The 14,443-nt window shown below is 67.0% G+C and carries 16 protein-coding genes; 7 read left to right on the top strand and 9 right to left on the bottom strand.

Annotated elements, in window-relative coordinates:
- Positions 1–144 precede the first annotated feature (144 nt).
- From ACFVGY_RS22785 to ACFVGY_RS22775, 3 genes are all read right to left on the bottom strand, one after another.
- Positions 145–1,812 carry a phage tail tip lysozyme gene (locus ACFVGY_RS22785; protein ID WP_385680152.1) on the bottom strand — a complete coding sequence of 556 codons (1,668 nt, stop codon included), beginning with the start codon at positions 1,810–1,812 and terminating at the stop codon, positions 145–147.
- 834 nt (positions 1,813–2,646) lie between these two features.
- Positions 2,647–3,951, bottom strand: coding sequence for a hypothetical protein (locus ACFVGY_RS22780; RefSeq protein ID WP_385680150.1), 1,305 nt, complete (start codon positions 3,949–3,951; stop codon positions 2,647–2,649).
- Between the two features lie 138 nt (positions 3,952–4,089).
- Positions 4,090–4,482 carry a hypothetical protein gene (locus ACFVGY_RS22775; protein WP_366857977.1) on the bottom strand — a complete coding sequence of 131 codons (393 nt, stop codon included), beginning with the start codon at positions 4,480–4,482 and terminating at the stop codon, positions 4,090–4,092.
- Positions 4,483–4,925: 443 nt separating this feature from the next.
- On the opposite strand from ACFVGY_RS22775, the gene ACFVGY_RS22770 reads away from it, so the two are divergent.
- The 3 genes from ACFVGY_RS22770 (at position 4,926) to ACFVGY_RS22760 (ending at position 6,968) form a co-directional block, all read left to right on the top strand.
- Positions 4,926–5,435, top strand: coding sequence for a helix-turn-helix domain-containing protein (locus ACFVGY_RS22770; RefSeq protein ID WP_385680148.1), 510 nt, complete (start codon positions 4,926–4,928; stop codon positions 5,433–5,435).
- Positions 5,436–5,658: 223 nt separating this feature from the next.
- Positions 5,659–5,820 carry a hypothetical protein gene (locus ACFVGY_RS22765; RefSeq protein ID WP_385680146.1) on the top strand — a complete coding sequence of 54 codons (162 nt, stop codon included), beginning with the start codon at positions 5,659–5,661 and terminating at the stop codon, positions 5,818–5,820.
- Positions 5,821–6,770: 950 nt separating this feature from the next.
- Positions 6,771–6,968, top strand: a complete 198-nt coding sequence (locus ACFVGY_RS22760; RefSeq protein WP_385680144.1) for a hypothetical protein — start codon at positions 6,771–6,773, stop codon at positions 6,966–6,968.
- 53 nt (positions 6,969–7,021) lie between these two features.
- Here the strand turns inward: ACFVGY_RS22760 and ACFVGY_RS22755 are convergent, their stop codons facing one another.
- Both ACFVGY_RS22755 and ACFVGY_RS22750 read right to left on the bottom strand, forming a co-directional pair.
- Positions 7,022–7,177 carry a hypothetical protein gene (locus tag ACFVGY_RS22755; protein ID WP_385680142.1) on the bottom strand — a complete coding sequence of 52 codons (156 nt, stop codon included), beginning with the start codon at positions 7,175–7,177 and terminating at the stop codon, positions 7,022–7,024.
- Positions 7,178–7,221: 44 nt separating this feature from the next.
- On the bottom strand, positions 7,222–8,307 hold the full coding sequence (locus tag ACFVGY_RS22750; protein ID WP_385680140.1) for an IS630 family transposase: 1,086 nt from the start codon (positions 8,305–8,307) through the stop codon (positions 7,222–7,224).
- Positions 8,308–8,507: 200 nt separating this feature from the next.
- Between ACFVGY_RS22750 and ACFVGY_RS22745 the strand changes: the two genes are divergently transcribed.
- Positions 8,508–9,416 carry a hypothetical protein gene (locus ACFVGY_RS22745; RefSeq protein ID WP_385680138.1) on the top strand — a complete coding sequence of 303 codons (909 nt, stop codon included), beginning with the start codon at positions 8,508–8,510 and terminating at the stop codon, positions 9,414–9,416.
- A 414-nt stretch (positions 9,417–9,830) separates the two neighbouring features.
- Here the strand turns inward: ACFVGY_RS22745 and ACFVGY_RS22740 are convergent, their stop codons facing one another.
- A complete protein-coding gene (locus ACFVGY_RS22740; RefSeq protein WP_385680136.1) occupies positions 9,831–10,340 on the bottom strand; it encodes a tyrosine-type recombinase/integrase in 510 nt (169 codons plus the stop codon).
- A 109-nt stretch (positions 10,341–10,449) separates the two neighbouring features.
- Between ACFVGY_RS22740 and ACFVGY_RS22735 the strand changes: the two genes are divergently transcribed.
- Both ACFVGY_RS22735 and ACFVGY_RS22730 read left to right on the top strand, forming a co-directional pair.
- Positions 10,450–11,331 (top strand): RHS repeat-associated core domain-containing protein, encoded by an 882-nt coding sequence (locus tag ACFVGY_RS22735; protein ID WP_385680134.1) that lies wholly within the window; start codon positions 10,450–10,452, stop codon positions 11,329–11,331.
- Complete coding sequence (locus ACFVGY_RS22730; RefSeq protein ID WP_385680132.1) at positions 11,328–11,756, top strand: hypothetical protein; 429 nt, start codon at positions 11,328–11,330, stop codon at positions 11,754–11,756. Before ACFVGY_RS22735 ends, ACFVGY_RS22730 begins: the two co-directional genes overlap by 4 nt.
- Before the next feature lie 502 nt (positions 11,757–12,258).
- Here the strand turns inward: ACFVGY_RS22730 and ACFVGY_RS22725 are convergent.
- Together ACFVGY_RS22725 and ACFVGY_RS22720 are read right to left on the bottom strand one after the other, a co-directional pair.
- The gene (locus ACFVGY_RS22725; protein ID WP_385680130.1) at positions 12,259–12,738 is read right to left on the bottom strand and encodes a GNAT family N-acetyltransferase; all 480 of its coding nucleotides are present in this window, start codon (positions 12,736–12,738) and stop codon (positions 12,259–12,261) included.
- Positions 12,739–12,749: 11 nt separating this feature from the next.
- Entirely contained in the window at positions 12,750–13,070 is a 321-nt protein-coding gene (locus ACFVGY_RS22720) for an ArsR/SmtB family transcription factor (protein ID WP_385680128.1), read from the bottom strand.
- Positions 13,071–13,206: 136 nt separating this feature from the next.
- Here ACFVGY_RS22720 and arsM point away from each other — a divergent pair, with 136 nt between their 5' ends.
- Positions 13,207–13,962: an arsenite methyltransferase gene (gene arsM / locus ACFVGY_RS22715; protein WP_385680126.1), complete on the top strand. Its 756-nt coding sequence runs from the start codon at positions 13,207–13,209 to the stop codon at positions 13,960–13,962.
- Between the two features lie 251 nt (positions 13,963–14,213).
- Here arsM and ACFVGY_RS22710 read toward each other — a convergent pair whose 3' ends face one another.
- Positions 14,214–14,336 (bottom strand): hypothetical protein, encoded by a 123-nt coding sequence (locus ACFVGY_RS22710; protein ID WP_385680125.1) that lies wholly within the window; start codon positions 14,334–14,336, stop codon positions 14,214–14,216.
- Positions 14,337–14,443 lie beyond the last annotated feature (107 nt).

The raw sequence follows: 14,443 nt of genomic DNA, 5'->3' as shown, positions 1-14,443 counted from the left end.
CAAAAGCCATTCATGGCCGAGTATGAATCCATTCAATAAGAGCGTCGAAGGCGGAACCGGCGCGCGGACCTGACTCGGACACGAAGAAGCCGGTGCCCGGATCGCCGAGCACCGGCTTCTTCCTCCCAGGTCAGATGCTGCGCATCAGGCCGTTTTGATCTTGTCGGAGGTGAGCATCGCATCCGACATGTCCACGAACTTCCAGCCCGCGGCAGCCAGCCGCGCCGCGCTGTCGACGCGGACCCGGCCCATGTAGGCGCAGTAGCCGGCCTCACCGAGGATGACCTTGTCCCCCTGGACGCCGAGCACCACCAGGGTGTGGCCGACGGAAGTGGATCCCGGCCCGGACCCGACCGAGTAGGGGCCGGGGGTCGACTGCATCGTCTTGCCGGTCTCCCTCGCGATCGTGTAGGCCGTCTCCTTGCCATCACCGGCCGGGTAGGCCTGGAACGTCGTGTACTTGTTCACGAAGTAGGTCGAGAAGCTCACGCAGTTCATCGCGTGGTTGTCGCCGCAGGAACCGGGGCCGCCGCCCGGACCGTACCGGTCGTCGAGGAACTTGTCGCCCTCCTTGTTGAAGAGGTCGACGAGGGCCTGGGCCTCCTCCTGCGTCATCCCGCCGTCCTTCGGCGAGACGGAACCGCCGGCCGTGGAGGCGCAGTTTCCCAGGATCGTGTCGATCCCGTTCGATATGTTGTCGATGATCCCGCCGACGACGTCCTCGACGCCACCGACGATCGAGCTGTCGACCGACCAGCCGCTCATCTTGCCGAACCACATCTCGGCGTTGTCGCCTCGCACAGCGACCCCGGCCGCGCCGTCGGCGGAGCGCTCCCAGTTCTCGTGAAAGTGCACCGCCGCCGTACGCGGCGAGCCCTGCGACTTCCTGAGCATGTCCTTGAAGACCGCAACGTCGCCCGGGTTGTCACCATCGACCATGAAGGCCAACTGGGCCTTGATCGTGAACCAGTCGACGCCCTTGCGCTGCGCGTACTGGCGCAGCAGCGTGTTGCGGCCGAACGTCCACTGCCCAAGACCGATACCGTTGTCCGTGTTCTGCGCGGCGCCGGCCTTCGCGGGGGTCATGGCATACGTCCCCGTCGGAAAGTTCTGCACACTCGTCGGGTCGATCCCGGACTCCTGCGACCAGTTCCCGAGGATGCCCGCGATGTTCGCCTTCGGCATCCCCCAACTGCTGAGTACCGAGTAGATCTCCTTGGCGTTCTTCTCCACGTTCGCCGGGACGGTGGCACCGGAACCGTTGCCGACGTTGTCCGCGTTGACGACGCACGCCGCCCTGTTCGCGTCGATGCTGCCCTCGGTCAACGCCGTCGAGTTGAGGACACCGGTCAGGACCGTGCCCAGCAGGGCCACGGTGGCGGTCATCGCGACCGCACCCGACAGCGCTGCCGCTACAGGGGCCATCGTCGCAGTGACGGTGAAGCCCAGGACCGCGCCGGCCCCCTTGGCCAGGAAGCTGCCGATCGCCATGAACGGTGCGGCGATCGCATGACCAACCGCCTTGAGGATGTTGACAAAGAGGGTCCACAGCAGCTTCCCGGCGTTGACGGCCATCGCCATGGCTGCGAAGAACATGGACTTGAGCCAGTTCAGTAAGGCCATGGCCATGACCAGGCCCATGGCCGGCGGAGCAGCAGACGCACCACCGCCGATGGCGACGCCCTTGGCCGCCTTCGCGCCCAGGCCCTCGTCGTCCTTCGTCGCACCGCGCTCGTAGCCCGTGCCGCCGACACCCAGCTCGCGCTGGTCGGCCGGCTTGGCGTCCGGGCTGCCGCCGGTGGCCTTGGACACGCCTTTGACCGTGTCCTGGGCACCCTCGACAGCGAGGTTCTTCGCTGCGCCAACGGCGGCTCCCGGAAGCCCGCCGGCCTGTGCGCCGGCCACGGCACCGGAGACAGCAGCTCCCGCGTAACGCCCGACATTACGACGGGTCGCGCTGCTGCCGTCTCCTTCGATCGCCTTCTGGGTCGCGCCTCCGGCCAGGTTCCCGGCGACGCCGTTCATCCCCTGCTTGATCGTCGCCCCGGCGTTCGCGGCCCCGGCTGTCTTGCCTGCGGTGTCTGCACTGTCCGGTACCTTCGCCCCGGCCTCCGACGTCTTCGGTTGCTCGGTGTTCGCCGTGCCGGATGGGTCAGAAGGGCCGGAAGGACCGGAAGGACCGGAAGGGCCGGAAGGACCGGAAGGACCGGAAGGGCCGGAGGGGCCGGAAGGACGAGAAGGAACAGGAGGACCAGGAGGGACAGAAGGGTCGAAAGGGCCGGAAGGGCCAGAAGGAACGGAAGGACGGGAAGTACGGGAAGGGCGGGAAGGGCGGGAAGGACCGGAAGGATCAGCTTCCCGCCCCGGGAGCTGCTTGGGCACGGCGGTCTTGCCCTCAGGAGGCTTCTCGTTGCCCTCCGTTCGGGTGGGCGCCGCCGCCTTCATCCTGCTGTGCCGGCGCAGGGGCGCCGCCGAATCGAGGCTCTTGGTCCCGCGACCCTGCCGGGGCATCCCCTGACTCGCCGACGTGTCCGGCTGGTCCTTCGTCGTCCCCGTCTCGGAGCTCCGATTCGGCTGGTCGGCGGCCATGCTATTTTCCTTTCCGGCTCAATCCAGGTAGCAGGATCCGACACTTCTTCGCCGCACTCAGTGGAGCGTGGTGAGGAAGTCTTTGTCGTCACGAACGGTGCTGTTGGACTGCACGTCCCGCAGACTCACGTCCAGTCGGAGCAGGTCGAGTGAGAGGTCCGACTGGTACTTGGACTTGTTCACTGAGTAGGTTTGATACGCATGTGAAAGGTTGTTCATGATGTTCATGAGCGGGCGCATCGTCACGTCAGAGGACTGGTAGTCCTTGGTGAGGCTGGTGCCATCCGAGAGAATCCACTGCATGTCCGAGATCTGCTGAATCGTCGGATCTGTTCCCTCGTCACGCTTCTTGGTGAACAACTGGGCGTAGCTCTGTCCGGCCGGCGCCAGGGCATCGAGGTAGCCGTCGTAGACGTTGCCTGTACGCCAGTTGAGGTCGAAGCCGCCGGGGGCGACGTGCTTGGTCTGCAGCGCCAGCGTCGGGACGCCGTCCTTTGCCTCGGCTGCGGAGACCCCCGTGATCTTGTCGGTGGCGATCGAGGCCGGAACGGTCGGCGGACGCAGGAACAACCCGTCGATCTTCGTCGTCTGCAGGTCGGACGTATAAGACCGAATCTGCGTCAGATTCGCGCGCATCTCGACAAGCTTCTGGTCCAGGGCCTTCCTGGCCTCGGTCTCCTTCTTCTTGAGTGCGACCCAGTAGTAGACCTGTGCGGGATCGAAGGTCGGAGCGTTGAGCGCGGCGATCTTCTGGACCCCGGACGCACCGGGGTTGAAGAAGACCCGCCACTGGTCGTACTTGGTGAAGGTCTCGTCACCGGCCAGCTTCCCGCTGCTCTGCTTCGGCTGGGTTCCGGGCGCGGTGAGTTCGGCATTCGCACGGACCGTCAGATTCAACACCTGACGGTCGAAGGGCCGGTCGGCGTTCAGGAGGACCCCGATGTAGCCGGTCGAGCCGAAGGCGTAGAGGGATCCCTTGATCCCGCTGGTGCTGACCGGCTCGCTGTTGAGTGAGGTGTCCGACCCGAGCAGGAACGCCCTGTAGTCCGCGGCGTTGTACGAGATCGGAGCGGTCGGGCTGAAGTGCATCATCACGAGCGCCTTGTTGCCGCGCTCGTTGGTGTAGACCCCGTCCACGGTGCCGCCGAGATTCGTCTTCGACGTTTTGAAGTCGCTGGTGTACAGCGCCGTCTGTGACAGCGAGTCACGTCCCGCCTGGTATGCCGAGACCCCTGATGCGCCGATCGCGATCGCGCCTGTGACCGCGAAGATGCCGAAGAACACCCCAAAACGCTCGATCGCGTGGTGCGAGTCAAGCTTGAACTTCCTACTGAAGCCCAGCGCCTTGTTCCTGATCCCCATGTTCTGCTCTCTTTCGCGCCTGCACCGTGCTGCGAGCCCGGGTACGGCGAACCGGGTCGGAAGAGGCCTTGCGCCTCAACCGACCCGGTTCGCTCGATGGCTCTGTCACCGTTCGTGTGCGCAGTCCGTGACGGCCCCTTACTTGGAAGGGCCGCTCAGGAATCCGGTGACCTGGTCGAAGGTCTGCGCGATCACCGTGCCGCCGCCGAGATCCGTAATGGTCTGCTGGCCGCCGGAGCCGATCGTCGAGATCAGCGTCCAGCCGCCGGTGCTCAAAGCTCCGCCGACGAGAACGAGGAGCGCGATCGTGCCCCAGCCCTGCTGTTGGCCGGCGGACTGCGGGTTGGCCATCAGCTTCTTGATCAAGAGCACGCCGCCCCAGACCAGGCCGACAACGCCGAGCAGCATGAGTACAGAACCTCCCCAGAGCTGGACCTGGGACTTGGCGTTCTGCAGGAAGCTGGTCAGGTCCCAGGCGGCGCTCGGCAGGGGTGCCTGTGTGAGGACGGCTGCCCCGTCGGTCTTCGGCATACTTCTTTCCTCTCGCCTTTCGATTCATTCAGTGGTGTGACATCGAGTCGCAAGGCAACAAGCACTGACTACCTACCATGGCAGGTAGTGATAGGGGCTGAGTAGGTCGATGGCAGCCATCGACTCCTCTTGCTGACTCGTATACGTGTGCATCCCGAGTGGCTAACGTACACCATTCGAATCGTCGATCGTAGGGGTGCGCTAGATGTATCGATAGACCATCGAAAGAGCCTCGGGGACGAGGTGAATCGACGTCGCGGTGCGTGGTCGTGGAGGTGGCGCGCGGCCGTTGAGGTGGAGCGGGCTGCTGTGGAATCCGCAGTTCGGGATGTGTAAGGTGCTGCTCCAGCAGTGCCGGGACGTCGGCCTGCTCGATTCCGAGGTGGGCCGCCCCCGCCTGCCCACCGTCGATCGCGATCTTGACCAGGAAGTGTCAAACCGCCATGAACCCACTGCCCGGTGACCTTTTCGCCCGTCGGCTTCGTCAAGAGCGCGAACGCCTCGGCATCAGCCAGGCAGAGCTGGCGCGCCGTATGGCCGCACTGCTCGGCGCGAACGTTGACGCCACTGCCATCACGCGCATCGAGCAGCAGACCCGTGCGGTCAGGCTCGATGAGGCGGTCACCGCTGCCGAGGCTCTCGGGGTTCCGCTGATCACACTGGTCAGCGACAACTACGCCCGGGAAAACGAGGCTGAGATCCAGAAACAGCTCGCCGAGCTCGCCATCGCCGAGCAGGAGCGGGAGAGGCTGCTGCAGAAGATCCACCGGATCAACCAGACCATCCGGCAACTCTCCGCCGAGCGGGAGGCCTTCCGCTCCCACGCGCTGAGCGTCAACCCTGAAACCGCCGGCGACCACGAGCTCGACCCGGAGACCCAGGCCGCTCTAGATGTCCGGATGCGTGATGTCCGCAACAAGCCGGCCGGAGAGGGTGCAGGCCCAGGCGCATGACGCTGTGCGGGCGGCCGGGTCCGGTGCCGCATCGCGTGCGGCGCGTCGCCGCTCACGCCGGTCGTGTGGATCCGTGCGTCGAGGGGCACATCGGCCTGGTCGACCTTCGGTTGGCCACGGGCCCGTGCATCCGTCGTCGGATGTAGCTCCAGGCCGTGCGGGTGCACGGCCGCAGTGTCCCAAATCACAAAGAATGTCGGGCAGTTCGGATAGGATCGCAGCTATGGGAATTGACTGGGAAAACATCCTCGGCACAAGCGGGAACGGTCTCGACGAGGCATACGACCGGGCGGTCTCCTCGGTCGTCCATGGCGAGATCTCGGAGGGCGACCATCGGCCACTCCCGGTCGGCGAAGAGTCCGACGACACGGATGGCCTGCGCTGACCTGAGGGTGCACGCAGAAACTGTTCGATGAGCCGGGGTTGCTTGTCGGGCTTGGTCCGCTCTGGCGGGCATTGGGGATCAGAGGCTTCTGCCCCGCAATGAACCGGTGGTCAAGCGTGCCACCGGGAACCTCGCCTCGCCGTGTCCGGATGAGCGCGGCACGGGTGGCGAGAAGTTGCGCTCGGACGGCCCGGCGTCCGTCGCCGGCTTCTTCGGCGGGGCGCTGAGCTGGCCGGGGAATCGCGGGTCAGGCCGGCATAGCGGGAATCGACTTCGGCTGTCCGTTCGGGTACAGACGCAACTGCTCCTCGCGGCCCTCGGTGCGTACTGCAGTGGCATCGTGCATCCGGCCTGGGCACCTCGGCGGCCGACCGGCCTGCCGATCATGGAGGGCGAGACTCCGAACAGGACGCGCGGGGGCGGCCGGCGGAGCCTGACCCCCGACGCCCCCGATCATTCAGGCCCGGGCCGGTGCGCACATCCTGACCTCCCGTGGTCTCCCCAGGGCACTCGGGAGCGGGGCGCGATGATCGTGTCCCGCCTCGCCACGAACCCGCTCCGGCCAGCCGTAGTCACGCGGAAGAACGAGTGTCGGTCCCAGGGGGCCATGCGCTGCAGAGCACCGGTCACCCCGGCCGTTCCGGGCCATCAGGCGGTTGCCTGCCAGTTCCAGTGCCCGGACCACTGCCATCTCGGATACCGCGACCACGGCTGCCGTCGGCTGAGCCATTATCTCTCCCCAGCTGTGCGTCGCTCGCGCCAGGCCGCAATCTCACGGCCCAGATTGGGCGACCTGCTGTAGCGCCCTGAGGGTCTCCCATAGCAGCAGGGCCCACGTCTCTGGCAGCCTGCCAAATAGCGGGCCTCCGATCCACCTGGCCAAGGGTGAATCCACCGGCGGCGCCGGCCTGCTTGGGGGGCTCCTGCGCTGCTTGGCCGATAGGCTGGATATGGCCGGAAGTGCATGGGCGAGGAGCTTCCTGCTGCTGCTCGTCGAACCGGCTGCGGGGCCGAACGTCCGGAACACCATCGCGCACGATCTGTGGGAGTCGCTTCCCCTGCGCCACCAGACCGCGATGGTCCTGTTGGCTGCGTTGATCTTCCTCGGCGCGGCATCGGCCGGCTCGACCAGCAAAGCAGAAGGGTGAGGCCGCTTCGGCCAACCAGTCAGCCGTCGCGGCGTCCAGCCCTGTCGGCTCCCTCAGCCGCGATGAAGAAGGTTGGCTGCTTCCTTGACGATCACTGCCACCACACCGGTCACGAACGCGCCCAGCACCCTGTCCACCAGGTTGCCTTCCTGCCGCCGTCCGGCTCGAGCCGGACGGGGGTGTGCGCGGTGCCGCTTGCGTCGAGTCATGGAATCCTCCAAGGCGTCTTGCCGTTGCGCTCGGTACCGTCCGGCTAGTGACCTGGTTTGGAGATCCTGTCGCAGTAGCGGCAGATGCGGTCGAGGATCTGGTCGGCGGTCTTGGTCCATTTGAAGGGTCGGGCCTCGTCGTTCCAGACCTTGATCCAGTTCTCGAGTGCGGCCTTGAGGTCGTCGAGTGAGCAGAACACTCCGCGTTCGAGGCAGCGTCGTTCCAGCTCGGCGAACCACCGTTCGACCTGGTTGATCCACGATGAGTACGTGGGAGTGAAGTGGAGCTGGAACCGGGGGTGCGCGAGTCGCCACTTGCGCACTACCGGTGCCTTGTGGGCGGAGAGGTTGTCGCAGATGACGTGGACCGCCAGAGCCTTGTCGGTCTGGCGGTCGATCTCGTCGAGGAAGTCCCGGAAGTCCACGGCCCGGTGCTGCGCGGACAGTTTCGTGATGACCTTGCCCGTCGCGGTGTTCATGGCGGCGAACAGGTCGACGGTGCCGTGGCGGACGTAGTCGAAGCTCCGCCGTTCGGGAACTCCGGGCAGCATCGGCAGCACCGGCGCGGTCCGTTCCAGGGCCTGGATCTGCGGTTTCTCGTCCACCGCGAATACCGCCGCGTTCGCTGGCGGGGCGAGATAGAGGCCGACGACATCGCGGATCTTGTCGATCAGCAGCGGGTCCGGTGAGATCTTGAAGGTCTCGGTCCGCCAGGGCTGCAGGCCGAAGGCGTGCCAGATCCGCAGCACGCTCGCCGGAGAAATCCCCACGACCTTGGCCAGCTCCCGCTTCGACCAGTGCGTCCCGCCGGCGGGTGTCTGTTCCAGGGTGCGGACCACCACCTCTTCCACCTGGGCGTCGGTGATGGTCCGCGGCACTCCGGGCCGCGGCTCGTCCGACAGGCCGTCCAGTCGGTCCCGCAGGAACCTCGTCCGCCATCTGGCCACCGTCTTGCGCTCTGTGTTCAGCCGCGCGGCCACGACGGTGTTGTTCCAACCTCGTGCGCACGCCAGCACGATCTGCGCTCGCTGGGCCAGGCCCTGCGCTGTTGAACGCCGCCTGGCCCAGCTCTCCAACCTCAGCCGCTCGGCTTCCGACAGCACCACTGGTGGCAGCCTGTTATCACCCATGCCGTCAGGACACCGGACCGAAACCTGCCCCGTCAGGCGAAAGCCAAGATCTGAAACAGAACACGACTCATGGGGCGAGCCAAGACCTCAAAACCAGGTCACTAGCTGCGCAAGGGCTCCTGTCTGACGCACATCACCCTGCCGGGGCAAAGACAGAGCCAGCCCGGAAACGGCCCCCGTCTCGGTGTAACTTCCAGAACGTGGAAGAAACGCACGTCAAGGAGTGGGAGCCGCGCACAGCGGACGATCTCGTGCGCGATGCGGAAGCCCTTGGTGTCGAGCAGGTCTCCGCCAGGATGATCACTGACTGGGTGGAGGTCGGCCTTCTGGCCGCACCCGAGTTCCACAAATCCACGCAGCACGGTCGAGACCCCGGCGTGTTCCCCGCGGTGCAGCGCCGGCTGTTCAGCGAACTGCTACAAGCCCGCAAGCGGTCCCCGCTCAAGCGGATTCCCCACCACACCTTCATTCCGGTGGTGCTGTTTGTCTGGCTCACCGATGACACCGTCGTCCCGGTGGGGCAGGCGCGCAGAGCGCTTCGCACGTACGCGCAGACCACCGGCAAGACGAACAGGGCCCGGCGGCAGGAGAACGCCCGCCGCATCGTGGACCAGTTCGCCCACCCCTCCGCCACGTACCAGCAGCGCCGCACCGTCCAACTGCTCATCGAGGAGGGGGAGCGGACCCGTAAACCGGACTGGGAGAAACTGCACACGGCGCTCACGGCTCTGTGCTCGCCATGGCGTACTGCCGGCGTGCCCCTGCTGGAGCGCGGCATCGGCCGACCGGACATGCCCTTGACGGTGACCGATTCCATCGTGCTCAAGGTGGCCGCTCAGCGGCTGACGGCACGGCTCGGCGCCGAGGAGGTCCGCGAACAGGACCTCCTCGAAGCGCGCAGGGTGCACCGGATCGACTGGGCGCAATACGAGGCGGCTCGGAGCCAGCAGCACCCCGCAGGTACTACCCCCGGCTTCTTCGTGGCCCCCGAAGGCATGGAGGCGCGAGCCCGAGAACAGGTCCACGCGTACACAGGCACCCTTGCAGGCATGCTGGGCATCATCGCCCAGGTGGCCACCGGGGCGCAGGTCGGGCGTGTCCCGTTCTGATCATCGCTGTGCGTAGACACGACGGCCAGGCCGCGGACGGGAGAGGCCCACGAGGTGGCCGCCGCAGCCGCGAGGACGAGCGCGTCCGTCAGAAGGGGCGCTTCGACTCCCGCGATGGCGGCGACGCTGCCTGCAGTTAGGGCGTCGAGGGACCTGCCGCCGGTGACCAGCCAGATCGACGTCTGCTGGTTCCGAGAGCTCCGGGGCTCACTTGCTTGCGGACCACACGGACCGTCGCCCTCGCGCAGGCGGCCGACTGCGCAGGATGTTGCCGTGCGAAAACCCTCAGCTTGGGGACCAGTTGGGGACCGGCATCCATGGATATGGGTGCACGCAGTGCCTACCTGCGAACGCAATACGCCCTCGAACGGCTGTTTATGTCCCGATTGGTCCCCCTGCCTAACGATCTGGGGGTCAAGGGGTCGCAGGTTCAAATCCTGTCGTCCCGACCATGCTTTTCAGCAGGTCGGAGGCCGTTCTCTTATCCATGAGAGGGCGGCCTTTGGTGCGTCCGGGGCCATGGTGGTCGCAATGTGGTCGCATGTCCAGCCTGAGGCTGGTTGGCCGTGGCACTGAAGGCCGGCGGCGTGGGGGAGCGGAGTCCGCGGAGGGCTCCGCGCAGCTGCTGCAGGTGGTCGCGTGGTGGTCGCAGCCCTGCCGGGCGGCGTGTTTCGCGGCCGGTGTTCTGGGCTCCGGTGAGGGTGCGGTCGATGGTGTCGACGGCTTCGCGGGCTGCCTGCCGGTGAGGTGGCTGTAGATGTTCGCGGTGGTCGACAGGGTGGAGTGCTGCAGCGTCTTGGACACCACAGTGAGCGGCACGCCGGCGGAGATCGTGATCGTGGCAGCCAGGTGACGCAGGTCGTGGACGGTGATCCGTGGGACGCCAGCCTCTTCGGACAGCTGGTGGAGCCGGTCGAGGACCATGTGTGGTCCGAGCGGTCGGCCGTCGGGCCGGCAGAGGACGAGCCCGGCGAACGGGTTGTCAGGATCGCCTCTTGTACGCGGCGTTGTGCGTGCGTGGTGCCGCAGGGCGGTGGCGACGCGCGGTGACCGCGTCACCCTGACCTGGGACCACCAGGGGGTGCGCCCCCTCACCCAGACTGAGCGCCGGTTCACGGCGGACTCCCCTCAGAAGGCGGTCGACGAGCGGTTCTTCTCGATCATCACCGACCTCATCGGCACCCCCCGCGAACTCGTCGACGAGGCTGGCCGGCTGGCCTGGCACACCCGCAGCACCGTGTGGGGCTCCACCGCGTGGGCGGCGTCGAGCACCGCCTACACGCCGTTCCGCTTCCCCGGGCAGTACTTCGACCCCGAGACGGGGCTGCACTACAACCGGTTCCGCTACTACGACCCGGAGTCAGGGCGCTACGCCTCCCCCGACCCGCTCGGCATCACCCCGGCGCCCAACCCTGTCGCGTACGTCGGCAATCCGCACCGCCTGAGCGACCCTCTGGGGCTGTCCCCCTGCCACGGCGGGATGGACTACATGGAGGACAACCGAATTCCCGCGGGCGATCCGGTGACCCACGGGCCGACGGGAACGCTGGTCGGCGCCGACGGGCAGAGCGTGCGCAACTTCAACAACGTGGCAAACGCCGGCGAACACGACGTGGTGGCGCACGGCAGCCGGGACGGCTGGCTGGAGACGCCCAACGGCCACGTCAACGCCGGTCAGCTGGTGGACGCCGTGACGAACAATCCACACTACAATGGCGGACCTCTCCGGCTCATGGTGTGCCACTCGGGCTCGGACGGTTCCTGGATCGCCCAGCGCATTGCGAACGAACTCGGAACCACGGTGCGCGCGCCGACGGACCGCGTCGGCACCAACCCGGCGCTCGGCCCCGGGCAAACACCACAGATCGACAAGGGCGGCTACTGGAGGGTGTTCCTCCCCATGCTGGAAGGATGAACCGGATGGACATGATCGGCTTCTACCGGGAAATGGATCCGGAGAACGGCGAAGTCTTCCGCGAGGCCATCGGCGACAAGGTGCGGCACCGGGCGCCCTATCCGAAGGCCGAGGTCAAGCAGTACCTCGATGACGGGCATCCCATCTTCGACATCATGGAGATGACGTCCGACGTGATCGGGGGCGCTTTCCGGGTGCCTGGCGGCTCGTCCCTGCTGACCGACGGGCGCTTCGTGTGGCGGGTGGACCTCTCCGCGTACGTCGAGCGCTACAACCTCGACCTTCCGGCGGAGTTCGTCGAATTCGCGGGCGCGCACGCGTTCGCCGTACCCTCCGTGGAGCGGGCGGCGCTGGTGGAGCTCTCCATCGCCGCATCGGGCGCCCTCGGCTTCCACGTGGCCGGCGGCGCGGGACCTGCTTCGTAGGACAGCGGACACGGCCGACGCGTCGGGGTGTTCCATGGCGCACGCCCGAGCCCCGGCGAGTACACGGAAGAGCACCAAGTTCCTCAGGTACGAGAGCCCCTCCACGGCGTGGAGGGGCTACTCCGACCCATCGATCTGGGGGTCAAGGGGTCGCAGGTTCAAATCCTGTCGTCCCGACTCGAAAGAGTCGCAGATCAAGGGGCCGTTTTGGATCATTCCAAAACGGCCCCTCGATCATTTTGGGGACCGGTTGGGGACCCGCGGGCTTGACCGTGCGGGGCTGCCCCGAAGCGGCATGGCGGAGGGGGACGGCGCGCTCCCGTGGATCGCGGCCGCCGTCACGTCGTGGACCTACCTGTCACAACCTGCCGAGCCTGTCGCCGCTGAACAACTTGCGCAGCCTCTGGCGACCTTGCCGGCCTTCCGCTCCCTGACTCGGGGTTTCGCAGCACGACAACGGAGCTGCTGTCCGCCGGTCCTCGCGCGCGACGTCGGGGCGTCGCTAGGAAATGACCTCGCTGCGACGTTCGAGGAGGAGGACGTCGCGCCACCGGCCGTGATGGCGGCCGATGCGTTCCCGCGTTCCGATCACGCGGAATCCGGCGCGGTCGTGGAGGGCGAGGCTGGCGGTGTTCTCGGGGAAGACGCCGGACTGGACGGTCCAGATGCCGGCTGCTTCGGTCGAGTGGATGAAGGCCGTGAGGAGTCTGCGGGCAACGCCTTGTCCTCGCGCGGCGGGGTGAACGTACACGGAGTGTTCCACGACGCCCGCGTAGGCGCAGCGGTCGGAGACCCGGCTGGCCGCGATCCAGCCGAGCACCCGGTCGCCGTCGTTCTCGCTCGTGGCGACGAGGCGGTGGCGGGGAAGCCTGGAGGCGTGGAAGGCGGACCAGGACGGAGCCTCGGTCTCGAAGGTGGCGTTCCCTTCGTCGATGCCTGCCTGGTAGATCGCCAGGACTTGCTGGGCGTGTGCCTCGGACATGGCGGTGATGATCACGTCTGCCCCATGATGGCTCGGACGGCGGCCGGGAAGCAGTCCGTGCAGGCCTCGTTGAGGGTGTAGTGGTTGCTGGTCCCCTGTCGCTCGGGCAGGACGAAGCGAACGTCTGCCAGCACTTTGAGGTGGTGGGAGACCGTGGACTGCCCGATGGGGAGGCGCGAGGTGATCTCCCCGACCGTCATGGAGCGGCGTTCGGTCGCGAGGAGGTGGAGCAGCCTCACCCGCATCGGGTCCGCCAGAGCTTTGAACCAGGCGGCGTAGGTCTGGGCATCTTCGTCGGTGAGCACCGGATGCCGCTGTGGGGTGGCATTCATCGATAATCGACGATAGTCGATGATCTGGCTCTGCGCGGAAGTCTGCCGTTGTTTAGGCGAACGTCTATGTTGACGGATTTCGATTCAAGGGCCACTGTTGTTTCCATAGGTGTCGAAACGGGCGGGAGGTCCACTCATGAGCCATGAGTCCGACCTGCGTGAGAAGGTCCGTGCTGGTTACGCGGCGGCAGCGCTGCAGGTGGTCGAGGGTGGCGGCGCGTGCTGCGGGACCCATGGTGCCGAGATCGAAGAGAACTTCGGATCGCGCCTCTATGGTGAGTCGGAACGGGAGTCGCTGCCGGCCGAGGCCGTCGCGGCCTCGCTGGGCTGCGGCAATCCGCTCGCAGTGGCGGAGCTGCGGGAAGGCGAGCGGGTGCTGGACCTCGGCTCGGGCGGCGGGATCGACGTTCTGCTGTCCGCCCGCCGAGTGGGAGCCGGCGGTAAGGTCTACGGGCTCGACATGACCGAGGAGATGCTCGCCCTGGCGCTCGAGAACGCCAGGAGGGCGGGTGCCGAGAACGTCGAGTTCCTGAAGGGTGCGATCGAGGCGATCCCGCTGCCCGCCGGCACGATCGACGTGGTGATCTCCAACTGTGTGATCAACCTGTCCGTCGACAAGCCCTCCGTGTTCGCGGAGATGTACCGGGTCCTCGCTCCCGGCGGGCGGATCGGCATCTCGGACGTGGTCGCCGATGATGAGCTGTCATCGTCCGAGCGTGCCGAGCGCGGCGACTACGTGGGCTGCATCGCCGGCGCGTTGTCGTTCGCCGAATACCGGCGGGGCCTGGAGGCCGCGGGCTTCACCAACATCGAGATCACCTCGACCCACTCGGTCGCCGACGCCATGTACTCGGCGATCGTCCGCGCGGTGAAGCCAGCCCGCGCCGGCTGACCGCCCGGTGGCCGGTCGAAGTGGCGGGCGGGGTAGGGGGAGACGTCGGATCGCCGCCCGTCATGGTCGCCGGCCTTCGGTCGGCCCTCCGCGGCACGCCAGGGTTGAGAACGTGCTCGCTCCGCTGGGCCACGAGACCGGTCTGTGCCCGTCGCCGGTGCTGTGGCAGGCCCGGGAGGGGCGGCGTGGCTACGCTTGGGGTGGGGGTTGAGCCGAGGACCGGTGGGCACCGTGCCGATGAGACGACGCCGTCACTTCCACATCGAGTACGCGGGGCACTCCGTGAGCGCCACCGTCCAGGCGGGCCACACCCCGTGGTGGAGGTCCTCGTGGATGGCCAGGGGGCCGGGCACCGGGCGACCTGGGACGACCACCCCGTCACCGTGCACGTGCAGCTGCCCACGGACCTGCCGGCTCGGGTCGGCGTCCGCGCGACTCCGGGTCCCGGGCTTGCCGCGCTGCATCCTCGAGGTGCCTGGAG

It is taken from the genome of Streptomyces sp. NPDC127106, assembly GCF_042677605.1.
Classification (GTDB): domain Bacteria; phylum Actinomycetota; class Actinomycetes; order Streptomycetales; family Streptomycetaceae; genus Streptomyces.
The sequence above is the reverse complement of the archived record's forward strand: the minus strand, read 5'-3'. Positions and strand labels throughout refer to the sequence as shown.

Excerpts from the sequence above, each read along its gene's own strand:
- ACFVGY_RS22765 (WP_385680146.1), top strand. The coding sequence starts at position 5,659 with ATGGGAATTGACTGGGAAAACATCCTCGGCACAAGCGGGAACGGTCTC.
- ACFVGY_RS22750 (WP_385680140.1), bottom strand. The coding sequence starts at position 8,307 with ATGGGTGATAACAGGCTGCCACCAGTGGTGCTGTCGGAAGCCGAGCGG.
- ACFVGY_RS22770 (WP_385680148.1), top strand. The coding sequence starts at position 4,926 with ATGAACCCACTGCCCGGTGACCTTTTCGCCCGTCGGCTTCGTCAAGAG.
- ACFVGY_RS22740 (WP_385680136.1), bottom strand. The coding sequence starts at position 10,340 with ATGGTCCTCGACCGGCTCCACCAGCTGTCCGAAGAGGCTGGCGTCCCA.
- ACFVGY_RS22725 (WP_385680130.1), bottom strand. The coding sequence starts at position 12,738 with ATGTCCGAGGCACACGCCCAGCAAGTCCTGGCGATCTACCAGGCAGGC.
- ACFVGY_RS22755 (WP_385680142.1), bottom strand. The coding sequence starts at position 7,177 with ATGACTCGACGCAAGCGGCACCGCGCACACCCCCGTCCGGCTCGAGCC.
- ACFVGY_RS22780 (WP_385680150.1), bottom strand. The coding sequence starts at position 3,951 with ATGGGGATCAGGAACAAGGCGCTGGGCTTCAGTAGGAAGTTCAAGCTT.
- ACFVGY_RS22760 (WP_385680144.1), top strand. The coding sequence starts at position 6,771 with ATGGCCGGAAGTGCATGGGCGAGGAGCTTCCTGCTGCTGCTCGTCGAA.
- arsM (WP_385680126.1), top strand. The coding sequence starts at position 13,207 with ATGAGCCATGAGTCCGACCTGCGTGAGAAGGTCCGTGCTGGTTACGCG.
- ACFVGY_RS22730 (WP_385680132.1), top strand. The coding sequence starts at position 11,328 with ATGAACCGGATGGACATGATCGGCTTCTACCGGGAAATGGATCCGGAG.
- ACFVGY_RS22775 (WP_366857977.1), bottom strand. The coding sequence starts at position 4,482 with ATGCCGAAGACCGACGGGGCAGCCGTCCTCACACAGGCACCCCTGCCG.
- ACFVGY_RS22720 (WP_385680128.1), bottom strand. The coding sequence starts at position 13,070 with ATGAATGCCACCCCACAGCGGCATCCGGTGCTCACCGACGAAGATGCC.